Origin of the sequence: Streptomyces sp. NPDC005774, assembly GCF_042871645.1 — a bacterium.
Lineage (GTDB): Bacteria > Actinomycetota > Actinomycetes > Streptomycetales > Streptomycetaceae > Streptomyces > Streptomyces pratens.
The window spans coordinates 18,149-39,785 of record NZ_JBIAIV010000011.1; the positions used below are offsets into that span (position 1 = coordinate 18,149).

16 protein-coding genes are annotated in these 21,637 nt (G+C 73.9%); 3 read left to right on the forward strand and 13 right to left on the reverse strand.

What is annotated here, in order from left to right; all coding sequences use genetic code 11:
* Positions 1-37: 37 nt before the first annotated feature.
* The 9 genes from ACFYQA_RS12935 to ACFYQA_RS12975 all read right to left on the reverse strand — a co-directional run bounded on the left by ACFYQA_RS12935 (position 38) and on the right by ACFYQA_RS12975 (position 14,914).
* A complete protein-coding gene (locus ACFYQA_RS12935; protein ID WP_388915718.1) occupies positions 38-1,447 on the reverse strand; it encodes a hypothetical protein in 1,410 nt (469 codons plus the stop codon).
* Complete coding sequence (gene pelF, locus ACFYQA_RS12940; protein WP_388915721.1) at positions 1,444-3,096, reverse strand: GT4 family glycosyltransferase PelF; 1,653 nt, start codon at positions 3,094-3,096, stop codon at positions 1,444-1,446. Before pelF ends, ACFYQA_RS12935 begins: the two co-directional genes overlap by 4 nt.
* Positions 3,097-3,199: 103 nt before the next feature.
* On the reverse strand, positions 3,200-5,401 hold the full coding sequence (locus ACFYQA_RS12945; RefSeq protein WP_388915724.1) for a hypothetical protein: 2,202 nt from the start codon (positions 5,399-5,401) through the stop codon (positions 3,200-3,202).
* Positions 5,402-5,868: 467 nt separating this feature from the next.
* Complete coding sequence (locus tag ACFYQA_RS12950) at positions 5,869-6,405, reverse strand: hypothetical protein (protein ID WP_388915727.1); 537 nt, start codon at positions 6,403-6,405, stop codon at positions 5,869-5,871.
* A gap of 322 nt (positions 6,406-6,727) precedes the next feature.
* Positions 6,728-8,953: an SWIM zinc finger family protein gene (locus tag ACFYQA_RS12955; RefSeq protein WP_388915730.1), complete on the reverse strand. Its 2,226-nt coding sequence runs from the start codon at positions 8,951-8,953 to the stop codon at positions 6,728-6,730.
* Entirely contained in the window at positions 8,950-11,862 is a 2,913-nt protein-coding gene (locus tag ACFYQA_RS12960; RefSeq protein ID WP_388915733.1) for an SNF2-related protein, read from the reverse strand. Before ACFYQA_RS12960 ends, ACFYQA_RS12955 begins: the two co-directional genes overlap by 4 nt.
* Positions 11,863-12,018: 156 nt before the next feature.
* Positions 12,019-12,597 (reverse strand): sugar kinase, encoded by a 579-nt coding sequence (locus ACFYQA_RS12965; RefSeq protein WP_388915736.1) that lies wholly within the window; start codon positions 12,595-12,597, stop codon positions 12,019-12,021.
* On the reverse strand, positions 12,594-13,778 hold the full coding sequence (locus tag ACFYQA_RS12970; protein WP_388915739.1) for an ROK family glucokinase: 1,185 nt from the start codon (positions 13,776-13,778) through the stop codon (positions 12,594-12,596). Before ACFYQA_RS12970 ends, ACFYQA_RS12965 begins: the two co-directional genes overlap by 4 nt.
* A gap of 398 nt (positions 13,779-14,176) precedes the next feature.
* Complete coding sequence (locus tag ACFYQA_RS12975) at positions 14,177-14,914, reverse strand: GntR family transcriptional regulator (protein ID WP_388916131.1); 738 nt, start codon at positions 14,912-14,914, stop codon at positions 14,177-14,179.
* A 128-nt stretch (positions 14,915-15,042) separates the two neighbouring features.
* Here ACFYQA_RS12975 and ACFYQA_RS12980 point away from each other — a divergent pair, with 128 nt between their 5' ends.
* A complete protein-coding gene (locus ACFYQA_RS12980) occupies positions 15,043-16,065 on the forward strand; it encodes a Gfo/Idh/MocA family oxidoreductase (protein ID WP_388915742.1) in 1,023 nt (340 codons plus the stop codon).
* 62 nt (positions 16,066-16,127) lie between these two features.
* Here ACFYQA_RS12980 and ACFYQA_RS12985 read toward each other — a convergent pair whose 3' ends face one another.
* Complete coding sequence (locus ACFYQA_RS12985) at positions 16,128-16,559, reverse strand: PaaI family thioesterase (RefSeq protein WP_388915745.1); 432 nt, start codon at positions 16,557-16,559, stop codon at positions 16,128-16,130.
* Between ACFYQA_RS12985 and ACFYQA_RS12990 the strand changes: the two genes are divergently transcribed.
* On the forward strand, positions 16,558-17,352 hold the full coding sequence (locus tag ACFYQA_RS12990) for an SDR family oxidoreductase (RefSeq protein WP_388915747.1): 795 nt from the start codon (positions 16,558-16,560) through the stop codon (positions 17,350-17,352). The genes ACFYQA_RS12985 and ACFYQA_RS12990 overlap by 2 nt on opposite strands.
* A 71-nt stretch (positions 17,353-17,423) precedes the next feature.
* Here ACFYQA_RS12990 and alc read toward each other — a convergent pair whose 3' ends face one another.
* The gene (alc, locus tag ACFYQA_RS12995) at positions 17,424-18,599 is read right to left on the reverse strand and encodes an allantoicase (RefSeq protein WP_388915750.1); all 1,176 of its coding nucleotides are present in this window, start codon (positions 18,597-18,599) and stop codon (positions 17,424-17,426) included.
* Between the two features lie 135 nt (positions 18,600-18,734).
* Positions 18,735-20,075 carry an allantoinase AllB gene (allB, locus tag ACFYQA_RS13000; RefSeq protein WP_388915753.1) on the reverse strand — a complete coding sequence of 447 codons (1,341 nt, stop codon included), beginning with the start codon at positions 20,073-20,075 and terminating at the stop codon, positions 18,735-18,737.
* Between the two features lie 227 nt (positions 20,076-20,302).
* On the opposite strand from allB, the gene ACFYQA_RS13005 reads away from it, so the two are divergent.
* A complete protein-coding gene (locus tag ACFYQA_RS13005) occupies positions 20,303-21,109 on the forward strand; it encodes an IclR family transcriptional regulator (RefSeq protein ID WP_388915756.1) in 807 nt (268 codons plus the stop codon).
* 186 nt (positions 21,110-21,295) lie between these two features.
* Here ACFYQA_RS13005 and ACFYQA_RS13010 read toward each other — a convergent pair whose 3' ends face one another.
* Positions 21,296-21,613: a DUF5955 family protein gene (locus tag ACFYQA_RS13010; protein ID WP_386397177.1), complete on the reverse strand. Its 318-nt coding sequence runs from the start codon at positions 21,611-21,613 to the stop codon at positions 21,296-21,298.
* Positions 21,614-21,637: the final 24 nt, after the last annotated feature.

The following is a 21,637-nucleotide window of genomic DNA, read 5'->3' on the forward strand; positions in this document are numbered from 1 at the left end:
CCGGTGGCACTGGGGTGCGGGGGATACGCGGGGACGGTCAGGCGTGTACCGCCGGCCGGCCGAGCAGCCTCAGCACGCACACCGACAGGCACAGGGCCGCGGCGCCGCAGCACAGCGGCAGGACGGCCGGCCCCGGCGGCAGGCGCAGCAGGGTGACCAGGGCGGCGCAGCCCGCGGCGGTCAGGCAGATCAGGGCGGAGGGCCAGGCGACGCCGAACGCCTGGAGCAGCAGGGCCGTCCACAGCGTCGCGGCCAGGAGCAGCAGCGCGGCCGGATCGGCTCCGGTGAGGAGTGCCGCGGGCGTCAACGGCAGGAGATAGGCGAGCAGGCAGAGACCGAGGAGGCCGGCGGACCTCAGGAGGAAGGCGGTGGGCGTCGCGGTCGCCCGCAGCGCCGCGACCGACCAGCCCCGGTAGCGGTACAGCAGCCACTCGGCCGGTCCCATGCTCACGGTCAGCACGATCACGGCGTACGGGTGCTGTCGGCCCTCCAGCAGGACCAGTGACGCCGCGGCGAGGCCGAACAGTCCGTAGGGCAGGGAGGCCGGCAGGGGTGGTCGGCGCGCGCCGGGGACGGGCGGGGTGCCGAGCACGCTCCGAAGCGACCAGCCGGCGGCGGCGAGCGTGGCCACCAGGGCCAGCAGGGGCAGACCGAGCCTCAGCACGGGGCCTGGCTCCCCCCACGCCAGCAGCACGGCGCCGGCGATCAGCGGTGTCAGGGATGCCAGCAGCAGCCTTTCCCGGGCGAGGACCAGCAGTGCCGAAGCGGCGGCCAGGTACAGCGACTGGCCGGCGGCGGCCAGGGTGACCGGTCCACCGCCGGCCACCACGGCCGCGGTCGCCGTGGCCAGGACCGCGCCGAGGGCGGCCCCGGTCAGCAGGGTGCGGCCCGCCTCGTGGCGCCCCGTCGCCAGGCGCAGGTGGGCGCGGTGCCCCAGCGCCTGGCCCCAGGCCCAGGAGACGACACCGGCCGCGATGAGGGCGGGTGCGTACCGTGCCGCCTGCCCCAGCGGTGCGGCGAGCAGGTAGGCGAGGCCCGGCAGGGCGAACAGCACGCCGCGCAGCAGACAGCGCGCGGTGTCGGGACGCCAGGGGTCGGAGGTGGGCGCGAGCTCGGGGAACGTCCTGGGGACGCGTTCGTACAGGGCGGAAGCCAGGGAGAACAGGTTCGGATGGCCGTACCGCTGCCGGACGGCGTCCGCGGACAGTCCTTCCGCCTCCAGCAGCGCGGCCACCTCGTAGGGGTGGACGGCGGGGCCGATGCGGTCGGCCAGGGCGGCGGCCAGCCGGTCCACCTCCTCCTGGTCCGGGACGGGCCGCGGTGAGCGCATCACGAGGGTGGGGTCGTCGGCCGGGAGGGTCCGCGGCAGCCGTAGGGCGGCGGCCGGCCGGAGGGCGAGGGTCTCCTGTTCGGCTCCGCCCGGCTCCAGTGCCATGGGGCCGCTCATATGGCCGCACTCCTTGTCGCCATGGGTGACGGAACCTGTGTGCGCTCGTTCGGGGACGGTGCGGCCGCGACGGCACCCGGAACGTGCCCGTTCTCGTCCGCGGCCCGGACGGCCGTGGCGGCGGGGCCTGCCGGCCGCTGTGCGTACGTCCTCGTGCCGTCCTGTGTCCCCGTGCCGTCCCGTGTTCCCGCCTCGGCCGACTGCCGCCGGGTGCCGGACAGTTCCAGGTAGATGGCGCGGAAGGTGTCGACGGTCCGGCGCAGGGTGAACTGCTCGATCACCCGGAGCCGGGCCGCGTCCCCCATGGCCGCGCGCCGCGCGGGATCGCCGAGCAGTTCCAGCGCGGCGGCGGCCATCGCGGCCGGGTCCCGCGGCGGTACGACGAGACCCGTGTCCCCCACGGCCTCGCGGACTCCGCCGACGTCGGTGGACACCGTCGCCCGCCCGCAGGACATGGCCTCGATCAGTGTGAAGGGGAAGCCCTCGCTGATGCTGGAGAGCATCACGACGTTGCCGGCGGCGTACGCGTCCTTGATGTCGTCGACGCGGCCCTCGAAGGTGACGGCGTCCCCGTGACCGAGTTCGGCGGCGAGGGCCTCGCACCGTTCCCGGTAGGCCTCCCCGCCCCGGGGTGTTCCGCCGAACAGCCGTAGCCGGACGTCGGGACGTTCCGTCCGGACCAGGGCGAGGGCCCGGACGAGGGTCTCCAGGTCCTTGATCGGGTCGACGCGGCCGGCCCAGCTGAGGGTCGGCACGTCCGGTTCGGGTCCGGCCGGTGGGAAGGCGTCCGGGTCCACCCCGTTGTAGACCGTGCGGATCGACGCCGGGTCGGCCCCGCCCTCCTCCTCCCACAGTCGGTTGTAGCGGTTGCCCGGCGTGATCAGGGCGGCCCTGCGGTAGCTCTCCTCGGCCAGGAGCCGGAAGAAGCCCAGGACGAGTGCCTTGACCGGCCAGCGGTAGGGACCGGTGCGGTAGCCGAGGTAACGCTCGCGGAGGTAGACGCCGTGTTCGGTGAGAAGCAGAGGGACACCGTGCCGTTCCAGGGCGGCCAGTCCGGGCAGGACGGCGAGACCACCGCTGACCGCGTGGGCGACCCCGTCCTTCGGCAGGGGTGCGGCCAGCGGGCGCAGGGCGTGCTCGAGCAGTCCGGTGGCGGTGACCGCGTCGTGCAGCGTGGGGCGGGCCTCACGGACGACCAGGCCCCGGCGGTTCCACACGGCGGTCAGCACCGCGATCGCCCGGTCGCCGCGCAGGAACGGGCTGAGTGTTCCGTCGGCGGCGGCCCGCGCCATGGTGTACAGGGCCGGGGCGAATCCGCTCTCCGCGCACGGGTCGAGCAGCGCCGTCAGGAACTGCTCGTAGGCACCGGCCAGGACTTCGCGCGGACGCCGCCCGGGCGTGCGGCCCTCGGGCGGGATTCCCCACATCGGGACGGTCAGGACGTTCGAGACGTGCGCGGGCAGGTCCCACACGACGGGTTCGCGGCCGGTGCCCGTGACGGCGAGGACGTCGAAGTCGAGGTCGGGCATGCCACGGACGAGTTGGTCGCACCAGACGCTCACTCCGCCGTGACTGTGCGGATAGGTGCCTTCGGTGAGCAGGGTGACGCGCGTCGAGCTGGGGCGTCGCGCGCCGTGGTGAACGTGCATCGGTGGGCTCCACGGCCGGGTGTGAGGTGCGGGGAGGGTCGTGCAGGCCCGGTCCCGGCCCCCGCTCACGCGTCGGGGGCCGGGCTCTCGGGTCGTGCGCCGTTCAGCTCCGCACGGTGTACGGGACGTGGTCGCTCACGCCGGCGGGGACCCGGGTGTCCGGGGCCGGCTCGGTGACAGGGGCCGTCCCGGCCGGGGCGCTCGGGTCCGGCGCCTTCGTCCCCGGGGCCGTCGGTTCCGGGGCCCGCCCGTCGTCGGTGGCGGCACCGGTGCCGCCACCGGTCGTGGCGGACTCCGGCAGGGTGAAGGCCAGGGCCTGGCCCTCCGTCGGCGTCCAGCCGGACGTCCGGCCCGCGTACGCCTCGCCGAACGCATCGCCCTCGAGGGTGGTTCCGGTGGGCACGGTGACGGTGACGGTCGTGCCGTCCGGTGCCTCGACGGTCACCGTGCCGCCGGTGCGGTAGGCGGTGACCTGACCGCCCCGCAGGGCGTCGGCCCAGGCGGCGCGGCGCTGGAGTTCGGCGCCGATGTCCTTCATCCGCAGGTTCACCACAGGGGTGTTGTCGGCGAACAGGGCCTCATAGCCGTCGAGTACGCCGTCCAGGACCGGGTAGGCGATGCGGTCCTCGGCCAGGTTGGACTGGTGGATGAAGTGCGGTTTGGGGTCGTTGGCGAGGACGTGGCCGAGTCCGATCCGGGTCTCGAGGGGGACGATGTGCTCGGTGTACCCCGTCGCGGTGTCCAGCGGAGCCGGCAGGCACGTCGTGGTGGCCGGGTTGTCCTCGCAGATTCCGCTTCCGCCCTGGGCGCGGCTGGTGTAGATCCAGTTGTACTCGTCGACCTGCTCGGCCGCCCGTCCGGCGTTGAAGAAGACGTTCATCGGGTAGCGCGAGACGGTCGTGGCCGGGCCGACCCTGCGCTGCGCGGGATCGCGGGAGTTGTCCGAGGCGAGCCAGGTGACGCCGTTGTCGGCGAGGGCGGGGGCGAGGTTCGGGTTGTCGTCGGGCTGCTGCGGCAGCACCTTGAGTCCGGAGTGTTCGCCGGTCACCAACTCGTCGTTGTGCAGGGGCAGTCCGGCGGTCTCGCCCCAGACGCGGTTGGTGGCGATCTCGTCGGAGATGGCCGTGCGGCCGACCCACTTGGTACTGCCGTCGGCGTGGGTGGCGCACCGCCACGGCACCACTGCCGTGTCCTGTTCGCAGCCGAGGAAGGCGTGCGTGTAGGTGTGGTTGATCCAGCGGAACCGGTCCCGCTCCGCGATCAGTCTGTCCGCCAGGGGGTCGGCTCCGCCGTTGCCCTCGCGGTGGTCGACGCTGCCGGCGCCGTTGTAGGCGAGGTCGAGGGTGAAGTCCTGCTCGTTCTGCCAGGAAGTGGCGTGGTCGACGTCGGCGGGGAGCATGCGGATCGGGTCGGGTGTGCCCTCGCCCTCGGGGCAGTCGACGTCGCCGGGGGTGCAGTTCAGCTCCGTGTCCCAGCGGTCGTCGGCGGCGAGGACGTCGTCTACGTGCACGGCGAAGTAGTTCCTGGAGGCGCCCAGGTGCACGCCGCCGGTCATCCAGTCCACGATGCCGCGGGCCAGCAGCCTGAACTGCTGCTGGTGCTGGTTGTAGACGAACGTGACGACGAGTTCCCGCCGCCCGTCGTGCCGGTACTCCCCCACCAGTGAGCCCCGCCCGGGCCCGCCCGGGATCGCGGCCTCGACGTACGGGGTGAAGTCCGCACCGGCCACGGGGGTCGAGAGGTAGGCGTAACTCTCGCCCACGGTGGGAGAGTTGTCCTCGAAGGGGACCTGGCCTTCCAGGTAGCCGAAGGGGCCTGCCCGGCCCGCGGTGGTCACCTCGGCCCGCACTCCGTCGACGCTGCCGGCGTAGCCGCCGTCGACCGGGTACCGCAGGCCCGCCTCCGGACGCGCGTAGGTGTAGGCGTCGACCTGCGGGATGTCGTAGGTCCGCTCGTAGGCGGCGAGCGCCGTCATCTCGGGCGAGTTCACCGGGAACGGGTTGTCGTTGGGCAGAACCACCGCCTGGTACTTGGCACGGGGTCGCCCGTCCACGGTATCGGCGAGGAAGCCTGCGTCGAGGGCGGGGCGGTCGGACCGGGTGAGGTCCACTTCGGTGTACGGCGTGCCGGCGGCCTCGAGTTCGGCCGCGATCGCGTCCACGGCCGGGCCTCCGTCGCTGACGACCAGAATGCGCAGGTCGACGCGGGGTAAGTCGTCGGCGGCGTGTGCGGCCGCACACGGCAGGCCGAGGGCGGCGATGAGTGCGCCCACCGTGAACACGGCGGTGCGTGTGATCCGCTTCATGCGGTGCAGTCCCCTCCCACGGACAGGGGTGGACACCGCTCCGCCGGAGCCGACGCACCCCCTCGCGTGACGCCGGCGTCCCCCTCAGAAGCCAGTCGTCGACGCATCCGTCGCATCACATGGTGATGCCTTTGTGTGCTTTTTGTGGGTGAGTTGCGAAACCTGACGGAAAAGTGCGGGTGGCCATTGGGGTGCCGGCGGTCCGGAAGCGACCGGTGCGGCGCCTCGGGACACGGGAGGCCGGAGGGGGCGCGTGGAACACCGGAGCAGGTCGGAGACGTGAACGGCCCACCGGCGGGCCGGGTGGCCCGCCGGTGCGACTGCCGGAGGTCTGGACTTCTTGGCGGGTGTGGTACCGAACCGGATTCGGTCAACGGCGTCGGAAACCGGCAGACCGTCAGACCGCCAGACCGCCAGACCGCCAGACCGCCAGAGGCACGGCGGGCCAGTCAGGCCCGACAGACCCGTCAGGCGCAGAGCACCCGGGTCTCGGGCGTGTACACCGGACCGCCGCCGGCGCTCTCGCTGTCGCTGAACTCGGCGTAGTAGTACGAGTAGAAGCCGATGTTGCCGTTGCAGCCGGAGTCGGGGGCGACCTGCAGGGTCAGCGTGACGGTCCGGCTCTGCCCGGGCGGGACGGTGGCGCCGTAGTTGGCGCCGAGGTCCGCGGGCCCGGTCCCCGCGCAGGGGGTGCTGCCGGCCGCGGTGGCCAGGGCGCAGCCGGTGAAGCTGTACTTCAGGTCGGGGCGCTGGGTGGTGAGCCACGTGGGGTCGATCGTCTGGTACACGAACCAGACGTCGTACGTCCTGTTGTTGGTGAGGGTCATCGACAGCTGGACCGTGCCACCGGGCGTGGTGGTGGCGGCGTCGGCGGTGAACGTCAGCTCGGCGGGCGCGGGGTCGGCCGCGGTGGCCTGGGGGGCCATGCCGAACAGGGCGAGGACGAAGGCGAGAACGGTGGCGAGAACGGTGGCGGGACCGAGGCGTCTCAGTGGTGATCGCATGACCCGGGAGGCTAAACAGGCACCCCCGCGACCGTCTCCCCCGCACGTGGCCTCCCGCCCGCCCACCGACCGAAAGCGCACCTGCCGTGAAGGAGTCGTGCGCACCTCGTGACGCCCGCCGGCCGGTGGCATCACCGCACCACACGGGCGGTCCCGGTGGGGCAACCTGGGCGACGGGCGGAACGGAGCGGCCGCACTGCCGCACCCGGGGCATTGGCGCGTACCGCTCGGGTGACAGCACGATGGCGTACGGTGACGACCGGTGGTGATCGGCGTAGGCGGCCTTCGGCCGCCTACGGACCCGCCCCGGACACCTGGCGCATCACAGAGCGCTCGGAGCGTCCAGGCCGATGAGGGCCCCGACGGGGTCCGGGTCGGGGGTGCCGCGGGGCCACCAGTCGTCGTGGCCGGGCTCGGACTCGTACGCGTACCAGAGGTGGTCGCGGCCGAGGCGGAGCTGGAGGTGTCCCCGGGGGTGGGTGAGGCGGTTGTGCCAGGGGCGGAAGGCGGGCAGGTCCGCGGCGAGGAGGAGGGGGCGGGCACGGTCGAAACGGCCGGCCGGCGGGTCCCAGGGTTCCTCCAGGACCTCGAGTCCGGCCGGGCCGCCCTGGCGCCAGGCGGCGACCGCGCGGGCCAGCTCGGCGGGGGTGCTCCCGGCCGCGCGGGCGAGGGAGGAGTACAGCGCACGGGTGCCGGCGGTGAGTCCGGAGCCGGGGCGGGCGGCGGCGAGCCGCACGGCGTCCTGCCACAGCGTGAACCGGGCGACGGGGTCACGGCCGGTGGTGAGCAGGGCGTGCGCGCGGGCGGCGGCGTCGGTGGCGAGCTGGTCGAGCGCGAACGGATCCGGGCCGCCCGGGGCCGCCGGGTACGCCGGGGGCTGCTCCGGGTGCGGGGGTGGGGGCAGCGGCGGTGGAAGCGGCGGGAGAGCCCGCGGCGCGACGGCCTCACCGGCCCGCACTCCGGGGAGCGGCTCCGGCTCCCTGTCCCGGGCGACACGGGCCGTGCGGGCGGCACTGAGCCGGGACAGGGCGTCGATCACGTCGCGCTCGCCCCGCCCGCGCAGCAGGAGCAGCACGAACGGGTCGGCGTCGAGCAGCCGGGCGGTCTGGTAGCAGAGGGCGGCGGCGTGCTTGCAGGGATGGCCTGAATCGGGGCAGCTGCACTGCGGGGCGAGGTCGCCGGGGTGGGGCAGCAGCGGGGCTCCGCAGTCGGCGAGGGACTGGGGCATCTCCTTGTCCAGCAGGGCCGCGATGTGGCCGGGCCGGTCGGCGGCCGCGTCCAGGAACCGCTCCCACTCGGTGTCCGCGAAGGTGCGCAGCCGTACCTGCACGCGGTACGGGCGGGGACGGCTGCCCTGGACGTAGGCGAGGACGAGCCCGGGGGTGACGGTGATGGCGTCGACGTGCCCCCGCTCCGCGTACCGGCGTCCGCGCGCGAGCCGCGCGGCGTCCAGCGCACCCTCCTCCAGCGCCGTGACCCACGCGTCGCCCCACCAGGTGTCGGCGAACCCCGTGCCGTCCGCAGTGCGGGGAGGGAACGCGGGGAAAGTACGGCGCAGTTCGCCGTCCCGGGTGGGGGCGGCCATGGAGTGGGTCGCTCGGGGGACGGCGGGGAGTCCCTCGGGGGTCGAGGGTTCCTGAGATGTCGGGGGTGGCGGGGGTGTCTGGGGTGGCGGGGGTGTCTGGGGTTCGTGGGCGGTCGGCGGCCTGTGGGGGCGGCCGTCGGGCTTCGGGGGTGGTTCGGCCGCGTCGGAGGGCGCGGGCGAGGGCAGGGGCGGGGGCGGGAGCGAGGGGACGGCGCCGGTGAGCAGGCTCCGTACCACGGGTGTTCCCGTCTCTTCGGCCTGTGCCTCGCCCGACCGGACACCAGCGGCCCGGTCGCCTCGGGTGGTGCGGGGGAGGCGAGGAACTCGGGGGGCGGTGCCCGACGGGACACGGCTGGTGCGCGGGCCGGTGGTGGTGTCCCGGTCGTCGCTCCTCCGGTCGCCGGTTGCCCCGGCGTCGGAGGACCCGGCGTCGGAGGACCCGGCGTCGGTCTCCGGCCGCGCGCGCAGCGCTTCCTGACGGGCCGAGCGCAGGGCTTCCCGCGCGATGTCTCCGGGGCGCCGGGCGGGCCGAGGCTCCGGGTGGTCCGGGCGGCTCCCGATGCCGTCGGCAGCGGACGGCGGGGCGGCGCCGTCCGCCTCCCCTGCGCGCCGCTCCGCCTGTACGCCGGTGTCGGTACCGGCGTCACCGGCCGCCGATGCGGTCGCCGGGTTCTCGTGACCCGTCGCCGTCTCCCCCTCGGCCTCCGGGCCCGAATCGCCCTTCGCATCCCCGGCCCTGCACTCGTCCCCGTCCCCGTCCGCCGTCCCGGGGCTCCCCGTGTCCGTCGTGCGCCGGGCCCGTACCGCCCTGCGCAGGGCGGTACGGGCCACGTCACCGGGGCGTTGCTCCTGGGCGCCCGCGGGTTTCCCGTCCTCCCCCGCGTCCGGCACCGGATCGGCGCTCGCGCGCCTGCGGGCGGCCCGCAGGGCCTCCCGGGCCTCGTCGGAGGGGCGGGGGGTCATGACGTCCTCCGCAGGGAGACCAGGTCGGACAGCTCGCGGTCGGTCAGTTCCGTGAGGGCCGACTCGCCGGAGCCGAGGATCGCGTCGGCGAGGGCCCGCTTGGCCTCGAGCATCTCGGCGATGCGGTCCTCGATCGTGCCCTCGGTGATCAGGCGGTGGACCTGGACCGGCTGGGTCTGGCCGATGCGGTAGGCGCGGTCGGTGGCCTGATCCTCGACCGCCGGGTTCCACCAGCGGTCGAAGTGGACGACATGGCCCGCGCGGGTGAGGTTCAGGCCGGTGCCCGCCGCTTTCAGGGACAGGACCAGCACGGGGGTCGCGCCGCTCTGGAAGCGGTCCACCATGCGCTCCCGCTCCGGTACCGGCGTACCGCCGTGGAGGAGGTCGACCGGCACCGCGCGCTCGGTCAGATGTGCGGTGATCAGCCGGGCCATGCCGACGTACTGCGTGAAGACCAGGGCCGATCCGTCCTCGGCGAGGAGGGTGTCCAGCAGTTCGTCCAGCAAGGCGAGTTTGCCGGAGCGGGCCGCGAGGCGGTCGCCGCCGGCCCGTGCGTGCGCGTCCTTGAGGTAGAGCGCCGGGTGGTTGCAGATCTGTTTCAGCGCGGTCAGGAGCTTCAGCACCAGGCCCCGGCGGCCCATGCCCTGGGCGGTCTCGATGGCGAGCATCGACTCGCGCACCACCGCCTCGTAGAGCGCGGCCTGTTCGCGGGTGAGCGGGACGGGGTGGTCCGTCTCGGTCTTGGGCGGCAGCTCGGGGACGATGCCCGGGTCGGACTTCTTGCGCCGCAGGAGAAAGGGCCGCACCAGGCGGGAGAGCCGCTCGACGGCCTCGTCGTCCTCGCCGGCCTCCACCGCGCGGGCGTGCCGGGCGCGGAAGGACGTGAGGGGGCCGAGGAGTCCGGGGGTCGTCCAGTCGAGGAGGGCCCACAGCTCGGAGAGGTTGTTCTCGACGGGGGTGCCGGTGAGGGCCACGCGCGCGGGGGTCGGGATGGTGCGCAGCGCCTTCGCCGTGGCCGAGTGCGGGTTCTTGACGTGCTGTGCCTCGTCGGCGACGACCATGCCCCAGCGCTGTGCGGCCAGTGTCGGGGCGGCCGAGCGCATGGTGCCGTAGGTGGTGAGGACGAAGCCGCCGGTCAGGTCGTCCAGGGTCCGGTCCGGGCCGTGGAAGCGGCGCACGGGTACGCCGGGGGCGAACCGCGTGATCTCCCGCTGCCAGTTGCCGAGCAGGGAGGCGGGGCAGACGACCAGGGTCGGCTCGGTGCGGTCCCGTTTCAGATGCAGCGCGATGAGGGTGATCGTCTTGCCGAGGCCCATGTCGTCGGCGAGGCAGCCGCCGAGGCCGAGGGAGGTCATGAGGTCGAGCCAGGCCAGGCCCCGCAGTTGGTAGTCGCGCAGGGTGGCGTCGAGTCCGGGGGGTGGGTCGGCGGGCCGGACGCCCGTGGTGAGGCGGTCCCGGAGGACGGCGAGGGCGCCGACGGGGACCGCCTCGACGGTCTCGCCGTCGGCCTCCGCGGTGCCGGTGAGGGCGACGGACAGCGCGTCGACGGGATCGAGCAGGCCCAGCTCCCGTTTGCGGGCCTTGCGGACGAGGGCCGGGTCGACCAGCACCCACTGGTCGCGCAGCCGGACGACGGGGCGGTGGGCCTCGGCCAGGGCGTCCATCTCGGCCTCGGTGAGCGGGTCGCCGCCGAGCGCGAGCTGCCAGCCGAAGCGCAGCAGATCCTCGCTCTCGAAGAAGCCGCTCCCGTCGGTCGCCGATCCGGGAGCCGGCCGGACCACCGCCGTCGCGGTGAGGTCCTGGGCCAGGTCCCGGGGCCAGTGCACGGCGACACCGGCCGCGGCGAGGCGGGTGGCGGCGACACCGAGCAGGTCGTTCAGCTCGTCCTCGGACAGTGCCAGTACGTCGGGTACGTCCTGGTCGGAGAGCCGGTCCAGCGGGGGCCAGACGCGGGCGGCCCGGCGGACGGCGAGGGCGGCGTCCACGCGCGCGCGGGGGCCGAACGCGCTGTCCGCCGTCCCCGCCCACAGGGCTGCCGCGTCGGCGACGAGGGTGGGGTCGGCGAGGCTGTGCACCTGGACGACCGCCGCGCCCGCACCGCGCGCGCCGGTGCCTCCCGCACTCTCGTCGGCGCCGTCGAACAGGTCGTACGCGGAGAGGTCGAGGCGGAGCGAGACGCGCACACCGGCGTCCATGCCGGCGGCGACCTCGGCGGCCCAGTCCTGGGCACCGGGCAGCCGCTGGGCCTTGCGGGCGGCGAACGGCAGCCCCGAGGCGTACGGCGCGGCCGGGGTGCGGGGCAGCGTGTCCGCGACCGCGTCCAGGAAGGCGCGGACCAGGGCTTCCGGCTGCGGCAGCCGGAGCGGGCCGGGGCCGGGCAACGGGGCGGCGTGGCCCTCGAAGGGCAGGGCCGCGGCCACCGCGCGCAGGTGTGCCACGTCGTCCGGGTCGAGAGGTCCAGCCCGCCAGGCATCGTGGCCGGTGGCCGTCAGGCCGGGCAGCAGCCGGCCGCGCGCCGTGAGCCGCAGGGCGTGCAGGGCGGCGGCGCCCCAGCAGGCGGTGGCGGGGTGCGCCGCTGGGTCGTGCCGGGCGCGGACCAGCAGGGGCAGGGCCTCGTCGAGGGGGAGGGAGAGCGCGGTGACCGTCCGCCGCCGGACTCCGTCTCCGTGCGGGCGGATGACGGTGAGCCGTGTACGCGGGGCGTACTCCGGGACGGCTTCGGCGGGGCCGCTCCCGGGGTCGTAGAAGGCGATGCGTCCGTCGCGCGGCAGGGCCGCCGGCAGGAAGACGGCGGCGAGACCGACGGGGATCTCCGCGGCGGCGGCCGCGATCGCCGCGTCCGCCGGGCCGGCCTCCCCCGTGCCCGCCCCGGCCGTGTGCCGTTCGGCTGTCATGGTCCCCTCGCTCATGCGCCCTGTCACCTCCCGCCCGTCCCCGCGCACGCCCACCCGTGTCGTCGGATTGTTTCGCCTTCGACTCTACGGGCGGGCACTGACAACCGGTTCCGCGGCCGGACCTGTGCGGACCGGGCGCATCCGGTCACGGGCCGGGAGCGGCGGTACGGATCAGGGCACCGTCCGGGAGACGACGTACACCCTGGGGAAGCCCGGCTTGCCCTCGTTGACGACGACATCGTGCGTGGGCGCGGGCTTCTTCTGTCCGTTGACGAGACCGGACCAGATGCCGGGGCGGTCGAACTTCCAGCCGGTGACTTCCCGGTCGCGGTCGCTGATGGTGAGGCTGTCCCGCTTCAGGTCGTCCTGCTGCACGCCCATGCTGGTGAGAAAGGCGCTCAGGCCGGCGTCGGTGGTCTCGAACTCGACGTACAGGCGGCTGGTCTTCCAGTTGTTCGTCTCGTAGGTGGCCACCCACCAGGCGGGGTGCGGGATCGGCACATGGTAGAGGCGGCGCTGCACCTTCGACGGCCAGCCCTGGGTCAGGCTGTTCGCCGAGTACCTGGCCTCCTTGTCCTTGCCGCTGGCCCGGCTCTGGTTCGCGGAGATCATCAGATACCCGGCCGGGACACCGATGAGCAGCACGATGATCAGCAGGGTGAGCGCCCTGCGGCGGATCATGTGCCCGCGGCCCTCGGGCGGCCGGGGCCCGCCGGGACGGCCGGCCCGATGGGGACCCTCGCCCGTCACGGCGTCTCCTGGGTGGCTCGGCCGGCCTCCGCATACCGCTCGTAGCGCTCGTAGCGCTCGACCCGGCGGCGCTTGGCACGGCGGAAGCGGCGGGCGACCAGGCGGGCGAGGTCGGCGGCGCCGACCATGCCGGCCTCGGGGCCGAGCTGGGCGCGGACGATGTGGGCCTCGGGGCGGTAGCCGCGGCCGGTGAGGTGCCGTTTGAACGCGTCCCGCGCGGGGCCGATCAGCAGGTCGTCGGCGGCCGAGACCCCGCCGCCGATGACGAAGCAGGAGGGGTCGAGGGCGGCGGCGAGGTTGGCGATACCGACGCCGAGCCACTGGCCGATGTCCTGGAGCAGCTCGATGCACATGGCATCGCCCTCACGGGCCAGCTCGGTGATCATCGGGCCGCTGATCTCGGCGATGTTCCCTTTGACGTGTTCGATGATCCCGTAGGCGACCGGCGAGTCGGCGGCGGCCAGTTCGCGCGCCTCGCGTACCAGTGCGTTGCCGGAGCTGTACTGCTCCCAGCAGCCGCGGTTGCCGCAGGGGCAGCGGTGGCCACCGGGGACGACCTGCATGTGGCCGAACTCGCCGGCGACGCCGTACTTGCCGCGCTTGACCTGGCCGTCCTCGAGGATCGCGCCGCCGATGCCGGTGCCCAGCGTGATCATGACGAGGTGGTCCTCGCCGCGTCCGGCGCCGAAGCGCCATTCGGCCCAGGCGGCGGAGTTGGCGTCGTTGTCGACCAGGACGGGAACGGCGAGACGGCCGGCGAGGCGGTCGCGCAGCGGCTCGTTGCGCCACGACAGGTGCGGGGCGAACAGCACGCGGTTGCGGTCGGCGTCGACCCAGCCGGCCGCGCCGATGCCGACCGCGTGCACATCGTGCCGGTCGGACAGGTCAAGCACCAGTTCGACGATGGTGTCCTCGACGACTTTCGGGCTCTTGGACTTGTCCGGGGTCTCCGTGCGGAGCCGCTCCAGGATGTTGCCGTCGGCGTCGACGACGCCCGCCATCACTTTCGTGCCGCCGATGTCGATGCCGACGGTCGGCACGCGCGGTGCCGTCAGGTGCGAGCGGCGTTCCCGGGTACCGACCGTGCGGAGCACGGGAGCACGGCGGGAGCCGATGGGGGCGGCGCCCGCCCGGGCGGAACTCAATGCCCTGGGGAGTGTGAGGTCGCGGTAGGTGCTCATCGTCGCCGATTCTGCCTCACGGTGACCCAGGGTGGCGTACCCGGGAGCAAAGGGATCACGTGACACGCGCCGTCTCCGGGGCGCTTTCGGCCGCTTCCCGGCGGGGTCCCGATCCCTCTCGAACGGCTTCCCGACGGCTCCCCCGGTGCGCTCCGGCGGCACCACCCGAGGGGATATCCTTCACTTTTCGACGCCCCGCTCCACAGCCTGGTCACATTGTCCGGACAATGCGATGAAGATCATCTCAAGTCCCTCAAGTCGCCTGGAGTTCACCGGGACTTCAGAACCGGGAAAGAGAGGCCGGGGGGGGCCGAGAACCTCGGGTCCCCGGGCCACGGGGCCACGGGGTCCCAGAGCTCGGGGACCCCGAAGCCCGGGACCTCCGTAACCCGGGGGCGTCACGACCGTACGAGCAGCTGGAACTCGAACGAGTAGCGGTCGGGCCGGTAGGTGTGGGTGCCGAACTCCACGGTGCGGCCGGTGTCGTCGAAGGTCACGCGCTGCATGGTGAGCAGCGGGGCGCCCCGCTCCTCGCCGAGCCGCTCGGCCTCGGCGGCCCCGGCGGCGCGGGCTCCGATGGTCTGGCGGGCGCTGTGCAGGGTGATCCCGGCCGCCCGCATCAGCCGGTACAGACCGGTGGCCTCCAGCTGGCGGGTGTCCAGGTCGAGCAGCCCGAGGGGCAGGTAGTTGGTCATGTACGCCATCGGCTCCCCGTGCGCGAGCCGCAGCCGCTCGATGCGGTGCACCTCGCCCGCCTCGGCCACCCCGAGGGCGGCGGCAACCTCGGGAGAGGCGGGAACGACCGTGTTGACCAGGACTTTCGTGGCGGGGCGATGCCCGGCGGACTCCAGATCGTCGTAGAGACTGCTGAGTTCCAGAGGCCGCTTGACCTGGCTGTGCACCACCTGGGTGCCGACTCCGCGCCGCCGCACGAGCAGGCCCTTGTCGACGAGGGACTGGATGGCCTGACGGACGGTCGGCCGGGACAGGCCGAGGCGCCCGGCCAGCTCGATCTCGTTGCCCAGCAGGCTCCCGGGGGTCAGCCTGCCGTGCTCGATGGCGGCTTCCAACTGCTGGGACAGCTGGAAGTACAGCGGTACGGGGGAGCCGCGGTCCACGCTCAGCTCCAGCTGCACGGTCGGGTCCACTCCTGGTTTGGGCACGGCCCGAGCGTAGCCCTGTGCGGGGTGGACGGGAAGTGGCGTAGTTCGGTTGTCCGGACATACGGATTGACAGGGAGGGGCGCGGGCCGCAGTTTGTTCCCATGCGCATCGGGGTCATCGGTACGGGCCGTATCGGCACCATTCACGCCCACACACTCAGCAGGCATCGCGACGTCGGATCCTTGATCCTCACGGATGCCGACCCTGCCAGGGCCCAGGCTCTCGCACACCGGCTCGGTGAGACGGCGGCGCCCGGGGTGGACGAGATCTACACCTGGGGGGTGGACGCCCTGGTGATCACCACGGCCACGTCCGCCCACGCCGAACTCATCGGCCGGGCGGCCCGTTCGGGGCTGCCGGTGTTCTGCGAGAAGCCCATCGCCCTCGACCTCGCGGGCACGTTACAGGCGGTCTCGGAGGTCGAGGCGGCCGGAACGGTCCTGCAGATGGGCTTCCAGCGCCGGTTCGACCCCGGCTACACCGGCGCGCGGGAGGCGGTGCGTTCGGGCCGGCTCGGCCGGCTGCACACCGTCCGGGCCATGAGCAGCGACCCGGAGCCCCCGCCGGCCGGGTATCTGCCGCAGTCCGGCGGGCTGTACCGGGACACGCTGATCCATGACTTCGACATCGTGCGCTGGGTGACCGGCCGGGAGATCGTGGACGTCTATGCCGCCGGGTCCGACGCGGGGCCGGCGATGTTCCGCGAGGCGGACGACGTGGACACCGGCGCGGCGCTCCTCACCCTCGAGGGCGGCACCCTCGCCGTCCTCACCGCGACCCGGATGAACGGCGCGGGCTACGACGTGCGGATGGAGCTCGCCGGGGAGCGGGACCAGATCGTGGTCGGCCTGGACGACCGTACGCCGATCGCGTCCACCGAGCCGACCGGGCCCCCGGCCGCGGACAAGCCGTGGATGGGCTTCCTGGAACGCTTCGGGCCCGCGTACCAGGCGGAACTGAACGGGTTCGTCGAGGTGGTGCGGGGCGATCGGGCCAATCCCTGCGACGGGCGCGAGGCCCTCCAGGCGCTGCGCGTCGCGGAGGCGTGCGAGCTGTCCCGGCGGGAGCGCAGACCGGTGCGGCTGAGGGAGATCGCGGGCGGGGCGGTGGCGGCCTACGGATGAGCGACGGCCTCCGGGCGGTGGGGAGCTCGGGCGACAGGCGGCGGGCGACAGGCGTCAGGTGCTCAGGGCACGGAGACCGGCAGGACCGTGCCCTGGGCGACCGCGCACAGGGTCGCGGCGCCGTCGTCGTCGAGGGTGTGCAGGTCGCAGCGGACGACGGCCTGGCGGCGTCCGGCGTGCACGACCTCGGCGCGGGCGCGCAGGGTGCGCCCGGTGGCCGGACGGAGGTACTGGATGGAGAAGCCGCCGGTGAGGACGTACGGGCCGAGCACGGTGCCGCCCGCGAAGGTGAGGGCGTTGTCGGCGGCGCAGGAGAGGACGCCGCCGTGCAGGAAGCCGTTCTGCTGGTGGAGCTCCGCGCGTACGTCGATCTCGAGGGTGGCCGCGCCTCCACTCCACCGCGGAGCGGGGCCGGTCGAACGGCATGGAGCCGGTGACCTCGACGTCCGTTCGCCGCCGGTGCCTTCCCCTGCCGGCCGCTGGAATGGAGGCATGACTTCTCATCTCGCCGACAACACGGCTCACACCTTTGACAGCACGCTTCCCCACCCCGAAGGCACCCTCCTCGGCAAGGTGGCTCTGGTCACCGGCGGCAGCCGGGGGATCGGTGCCGCGACGGCCCTGCGTCTGGCCCGCGAGGGCGCGGACGTGGCCGTCACCTACGTCGACGGCAAGGAGGCCGCCGAGGACGTCGTCCGGGCCGTCCAGGCGCTGGGGCGCCGGGCGGTGGCCCTGCGCGCGGACGCCGCCGACGCGGACGAGGCCGGCGGGGCGGTGACGGGCACCGTGCGGGCGCTGGGCCGGCTCGACGTACTGGTGAACAACGCGGGCCTCGGCGTACTCGGCCCACTGGACACCCTGACCGTCGCCGATGTCGACCGGGTCCTCGCCGTGAACGTACGCGGCGTCTTCCTGGCCTCCCGCGCGGCCGCCTCGCACATGACGGCGGGAGGGCGGATCATCACGCTCGGCACCTGCATGACCCAGCGTGTCCCGGGCCCCGGCGGCACGCTCTACGCGATGAGCAAGGCGGCCCTGGTCGGGCTGACGAAGGCACTCGCGCGGGAGTTGGGCGGGCTCGGCATCACGGCGAACATCGTCCATCCGGGGCCGATCGACACCGATATGAACCCGGCGGACGGCCCCCATGCTCCGGCTCAGGCGGCGATGACCGCCGTCGGCCGCTTCGGCACGGCCGACGAGGTGGCCGCCACGATCGCCCATCTGGCCGGCGCCGCGTACGTCACCGGCGCGGAGTTCGCGGTGGACGGCGGCCACGCGGCCTGACCGGCGTAAGCGGCCCGACCGATGTGACCCCCCGGACCGCCTGCGGCGACAGCAGCCGATGGTCCGGTGGGTCAGCCGCCCGGTTCCCGGCGGCGTGCGGCCAGGGTGGCCGAGCCCTGCTCGGTCAGTGAACCGAACAGGCGCAGCCGGGAGATGCCGCCGTCCGGGAAGATGTCCACGCGCGCGTGCGTGCCGGTCGTCGGGACGGGGAGGACGAAACGGTGGTTGGTGTCGGGCTGGAGACGGGTCCGGGGCAGGACCTCCCGCCAGCCGCCTTCCCCGCCGCCTCCACCGTCCCCGCCTTGCGCGTCGGCCACGCCGTCCTCGCCGTCCCGTACCGACACCGAGGCCCAGCCGGCGCTGTTGCCCTTCAGGCAGGCCGTGTCGATCTCGAGGGCACGGATCTCCGCCTGGCCCGCGAGCCGGTAGCGGATCCAGTCGTGCCCCTGGTCACGGCGGCGCCGGGTCTCCCAGCCGTCGTCCATCCGGTGGGAGCGACCGGGCCGGATGGTGTTCGCGGGCGGTGAGTAGAAGCGGTCGGACGCGTCCTCGACCCGGCCGCCGTTCTCCAGGGCGACGACGTCGAAGGTGCCCAGGGCCTCCAGCCACACCGGGTCCGGGACGACCTCGCCGTACACGCGCAGGCGCGCGATGCCTCCGTCGGGGTACTGGGACAGGCGCAGGTGGGTGAAGCGCCGGCCGGCCGGTACGGCGAAGCCGTTGGCCGCGTGGCCGCCCACCGGGGTGCGCGGGAGCAGCGTCGTCCACGCCACCTCGCCCGACAGCAGTTGCTCCGGTCCCGGGGAGCCGGGCACCGAGGCACCCTCGACCGACACGGCCCGGGGGTGGTTGCCGCGGAAGTGGGCGGTGTCGACGACGATGCCGTGGACGACTCCGGGCGCGCCGAGGCGGATCAGTGCCCAGTCGTGGTCCTCCGCCGCCGGCCAGGGGTGCCCGGCGGAGGAACCGCGGCGGCGCCGGGTCTCCCAGCCGTCCATGACCTTGCCCTTGTGGCCGAAGTGCTCGGGGTCGAACACGGCACGACCGGGCAGCAGCAGGTTCTCGCGCTCGGCGAAGAACTCGTCGGCGGCGGCGACGACACCGGCGCCGAGCCGGCGGTCGGCGAGGTCGGTGAGCCGGGTGAAGGGGAAGTCGGCGGTGCGGTAGTCCGCGTACGGGTCGCCGCCGCCGTAGGGACGTGCGGCGCCGGTGAAGCGGGACGCCGGGTGTGCGTGCTGCGCGGTCACGGTGGTCCGGTCCTGCCTTTCGCTGGGCGGTGGGAGTGGGCTGTGGGCGATGGGAGTGGGCGGTGGGCGGCGGGCGCGTTCCTGGCCGACGGTCGGCGGGCGTCGGGCGCCTGCTGTCCTTCCTCCCCCGCCCCGTCAGGGGACGCGGGTCAGCAGCCGGCCCCGTGGTGCGGTGAACTCGCCGTCGGCCATGATGCGCCGGCCTCGCAGCCAGGTGGACTTCACGACGCCGTACAGGGTTCTGCCCGCGTACGCCGTCACGCGGTTGCGGTGCTGGAGCCCCGCCGGATCGACGGTGAAGGTGTCGTCGGGGGCCAGGACGGCGAAGTCGGCGTCCCGGCCGGGCGCGATGGCGCCCTTGCGGTCGTCGAGGCCGACGAGTTCCGCCGTCCGCGCCGACATCCAGCGCACGACGTCCTCCAAACCGTGTCCGCGTTCGCGGGCCTCGGTCCAGACGGCGGGCAGGCTGAGCTGGAGGCCGGAGATGCCGCCCCAGGCAGTGGCGAAGTCGGCCGTCTTGAGGTCGGCGGTGGACGGGGAGTGGTCGGTGACCACGCAGTCGATGACGCCGTCCGCCAGCGCCTGCCAGAGCGGGCCCTGGTTGGCGGCTTCGCGGATGGGCGGACAGCACTTGAACTCGCTGGCGCCGTCCGGGACTTCCTCGGCGGTGAGGGTCAGGTAGTGGGGGCAGGTCTCGACGGTGACGCGTACTCCGTCGGACCTGGCCCCGGCGATCAGCGGCAGCGCGTCGCTGGAGGACAGGTGCAGGATGTGCACGCGCGCGCCGAGGCGTTTCGCCTGCGCGAGGAGCCGGGCGATGGCCGTGTCCTCGGCGTCGCGCGGGCGGGAGGCGAGGAAGTCGGCGTACCTGGGGCCGCCGTGCTGTGGGGCTGCGTCGAGGCGGTCCGGGTCCTCGGCGTGCACGCTCAGCAGCCCGTCGAAGGCGGCGATCTCCTCCAGGGTCCGGGCGAGCCGGTCCTGTCCGAGGTGCGGGAACTCGTCGACGCCGGACGGTGACAGGAAGGCCTTGAAGCCGAAGACGCCGGCCTCGTGCAGCGGTCGCAGGTCCCCGACGTTGCCGGGCAGGGCACCGCCCCAGAAGCCGACGTCGACATGGGTCCGGCCGGCGGCGGCCCGCTGCTTGGTGCGCAGACGGTCGGTCGTCGTGGTCGGCGGGAGGGAGTTGAGCGGCATGTCGACGAGCGTGGTGATGCCGCCGGCCGCCGCCGCGCGGGTGGCGGTCCAGAAGCCCTCCCACTCGCTGCGGCCCGGGTCGTTGACGTGCACGTGGGTGTCGACCAGGCCGGGCAGCAGGACGTCGTCGCCGAGGTCCGTCAGGCGCGCCGTCCCGGGGACCGGTGCCTCGTACGGCAGGACGGCCGTGATCGTGCCGTCGGCGACGGCGACCGCCGCGGCGCGCGCACCCTCGGGAGTGATGACGCGTGTCGAGCGCAGCACCAGTTCGACGTCGGACACCCGCGCCCTCCCGCCCGGTTTCAACGTTCTGTTGAAGGAGTCTTCACTCCCGCTCCGATGCCGTCAAGGGGTGTCCCGACCGCACGGGCACCGGCGGCCGCCGCCTGGAATTTTCCACAAAGTGGAATTAGGATTCTGATAAGTGGAACGAATGAATGCGCAGACAGTCAGTCGACCCGACTGCCGGGTAGGCTTCCTCCTTCCCGCCAGTCCGAAAGGAACGCGCCGTGCCGACGTCCAGCGCCAGCACCAACGACTCCGTCCGGCCCGCCCCGGGCGGCGGAGTGCAGTCCCTCGAGCGCGCCTTCGACCTGCTCGAGCGGATGGCGGACGCGGGCGGCGAGGTCGGCCTCAGCGAACTGGCGGCGAGCAGCGGGCTGCCCCTGCCGACGATCCACCGCCTGATGCGCACCCTGGTCGCGTGCGGTTACGTACGCCAGCAGCCCAACCGCCGGTATGCGCTCGGCCCGCGCCTGATCCGGCTCGGCGAGTCCTCCTCCCGGCTGCTGGGCACCTGGGCGCGCCCGTATCTGGCCCGCCTGGTGGAGGAGACCGGCGAGACGGCCAACATGGCGCTGCTCGACGGGGACGAGGTCGTCTACGTCGCGCAGGTGCCGTCCAAGCACTCCATGCGGATGTTCACCGAGGTCGGCCGCCGTGTCCTGCCGCACTCCACCGGCGTGGGCAAGGCCCTGCTGGCCGGCTTCCCGCCCCGGGACGTACGGGCCCTGCTCGCCCGCACCGGAATGCCCGCGGCGACGGACAGGACCATCACCACGCCGGAGGGTTTCCTGGCCGCGCTCGACGAGGTACGCCGCCAGGGCTACGCCATCGACGACAACGAGCAGGAGATCGGCGTCCGGTGCCTCGCCGTCCCCGTGCCCGACGCCCCCACCCCGGCCGCCCTCTCGATCTCCGGTCCCGCGGGGCGGGTCACGGAGGCGGCTACGGAGCGGATCGTGCCGGTGCTCCAGCAGGTGGCGACGGAACTCTCCGAGGTACTCACCACCCCGGGCGGCGGCCCGGCGGCCTGACCCGGACCGACGACCCGCCCAGGGCCGACAACCCGCCCCGGACCGACGGTACGACCGAACCCGGTGACCGGTCCGTCCCGATGACGACCCGACCCGGCCCCGCTCGCCCCGCTCGCCCCGCTCGCTCACCGCGACCGCAGCGCCCGCGTACGCCCCCCTTTCGAGAGGCGTACGAACAAGCGTGCGTCAAGCCCTCGGTGACGGTCCGAACAGATCCACCGCGTCCCGCACTTCGCCCAGCCCCCGGCCCAGCGCGCTCACCGAGCCGATCGCGCCGGCGATCAGCAGCAGGGAACGACGTAACCGGGGAATCTCGGGATTGCCGCCGGCCGCATGGGCGTCCAGTGCGGCGAGTTCGTCCTCCGCGATGATCCGGTCAGGGAACTCCGCCGGATGGGCTGCCAGTTGGCGACGCAGCCGGGCCACGGCGGAGCGCAGCTCCGTCACCCGTGGATCGTCCTCTCGACTGCCGGTCGCATGCCGCTGCTCTACGCTCCGCAACACAGTCCTCCCCCTCGCACGCGGTGG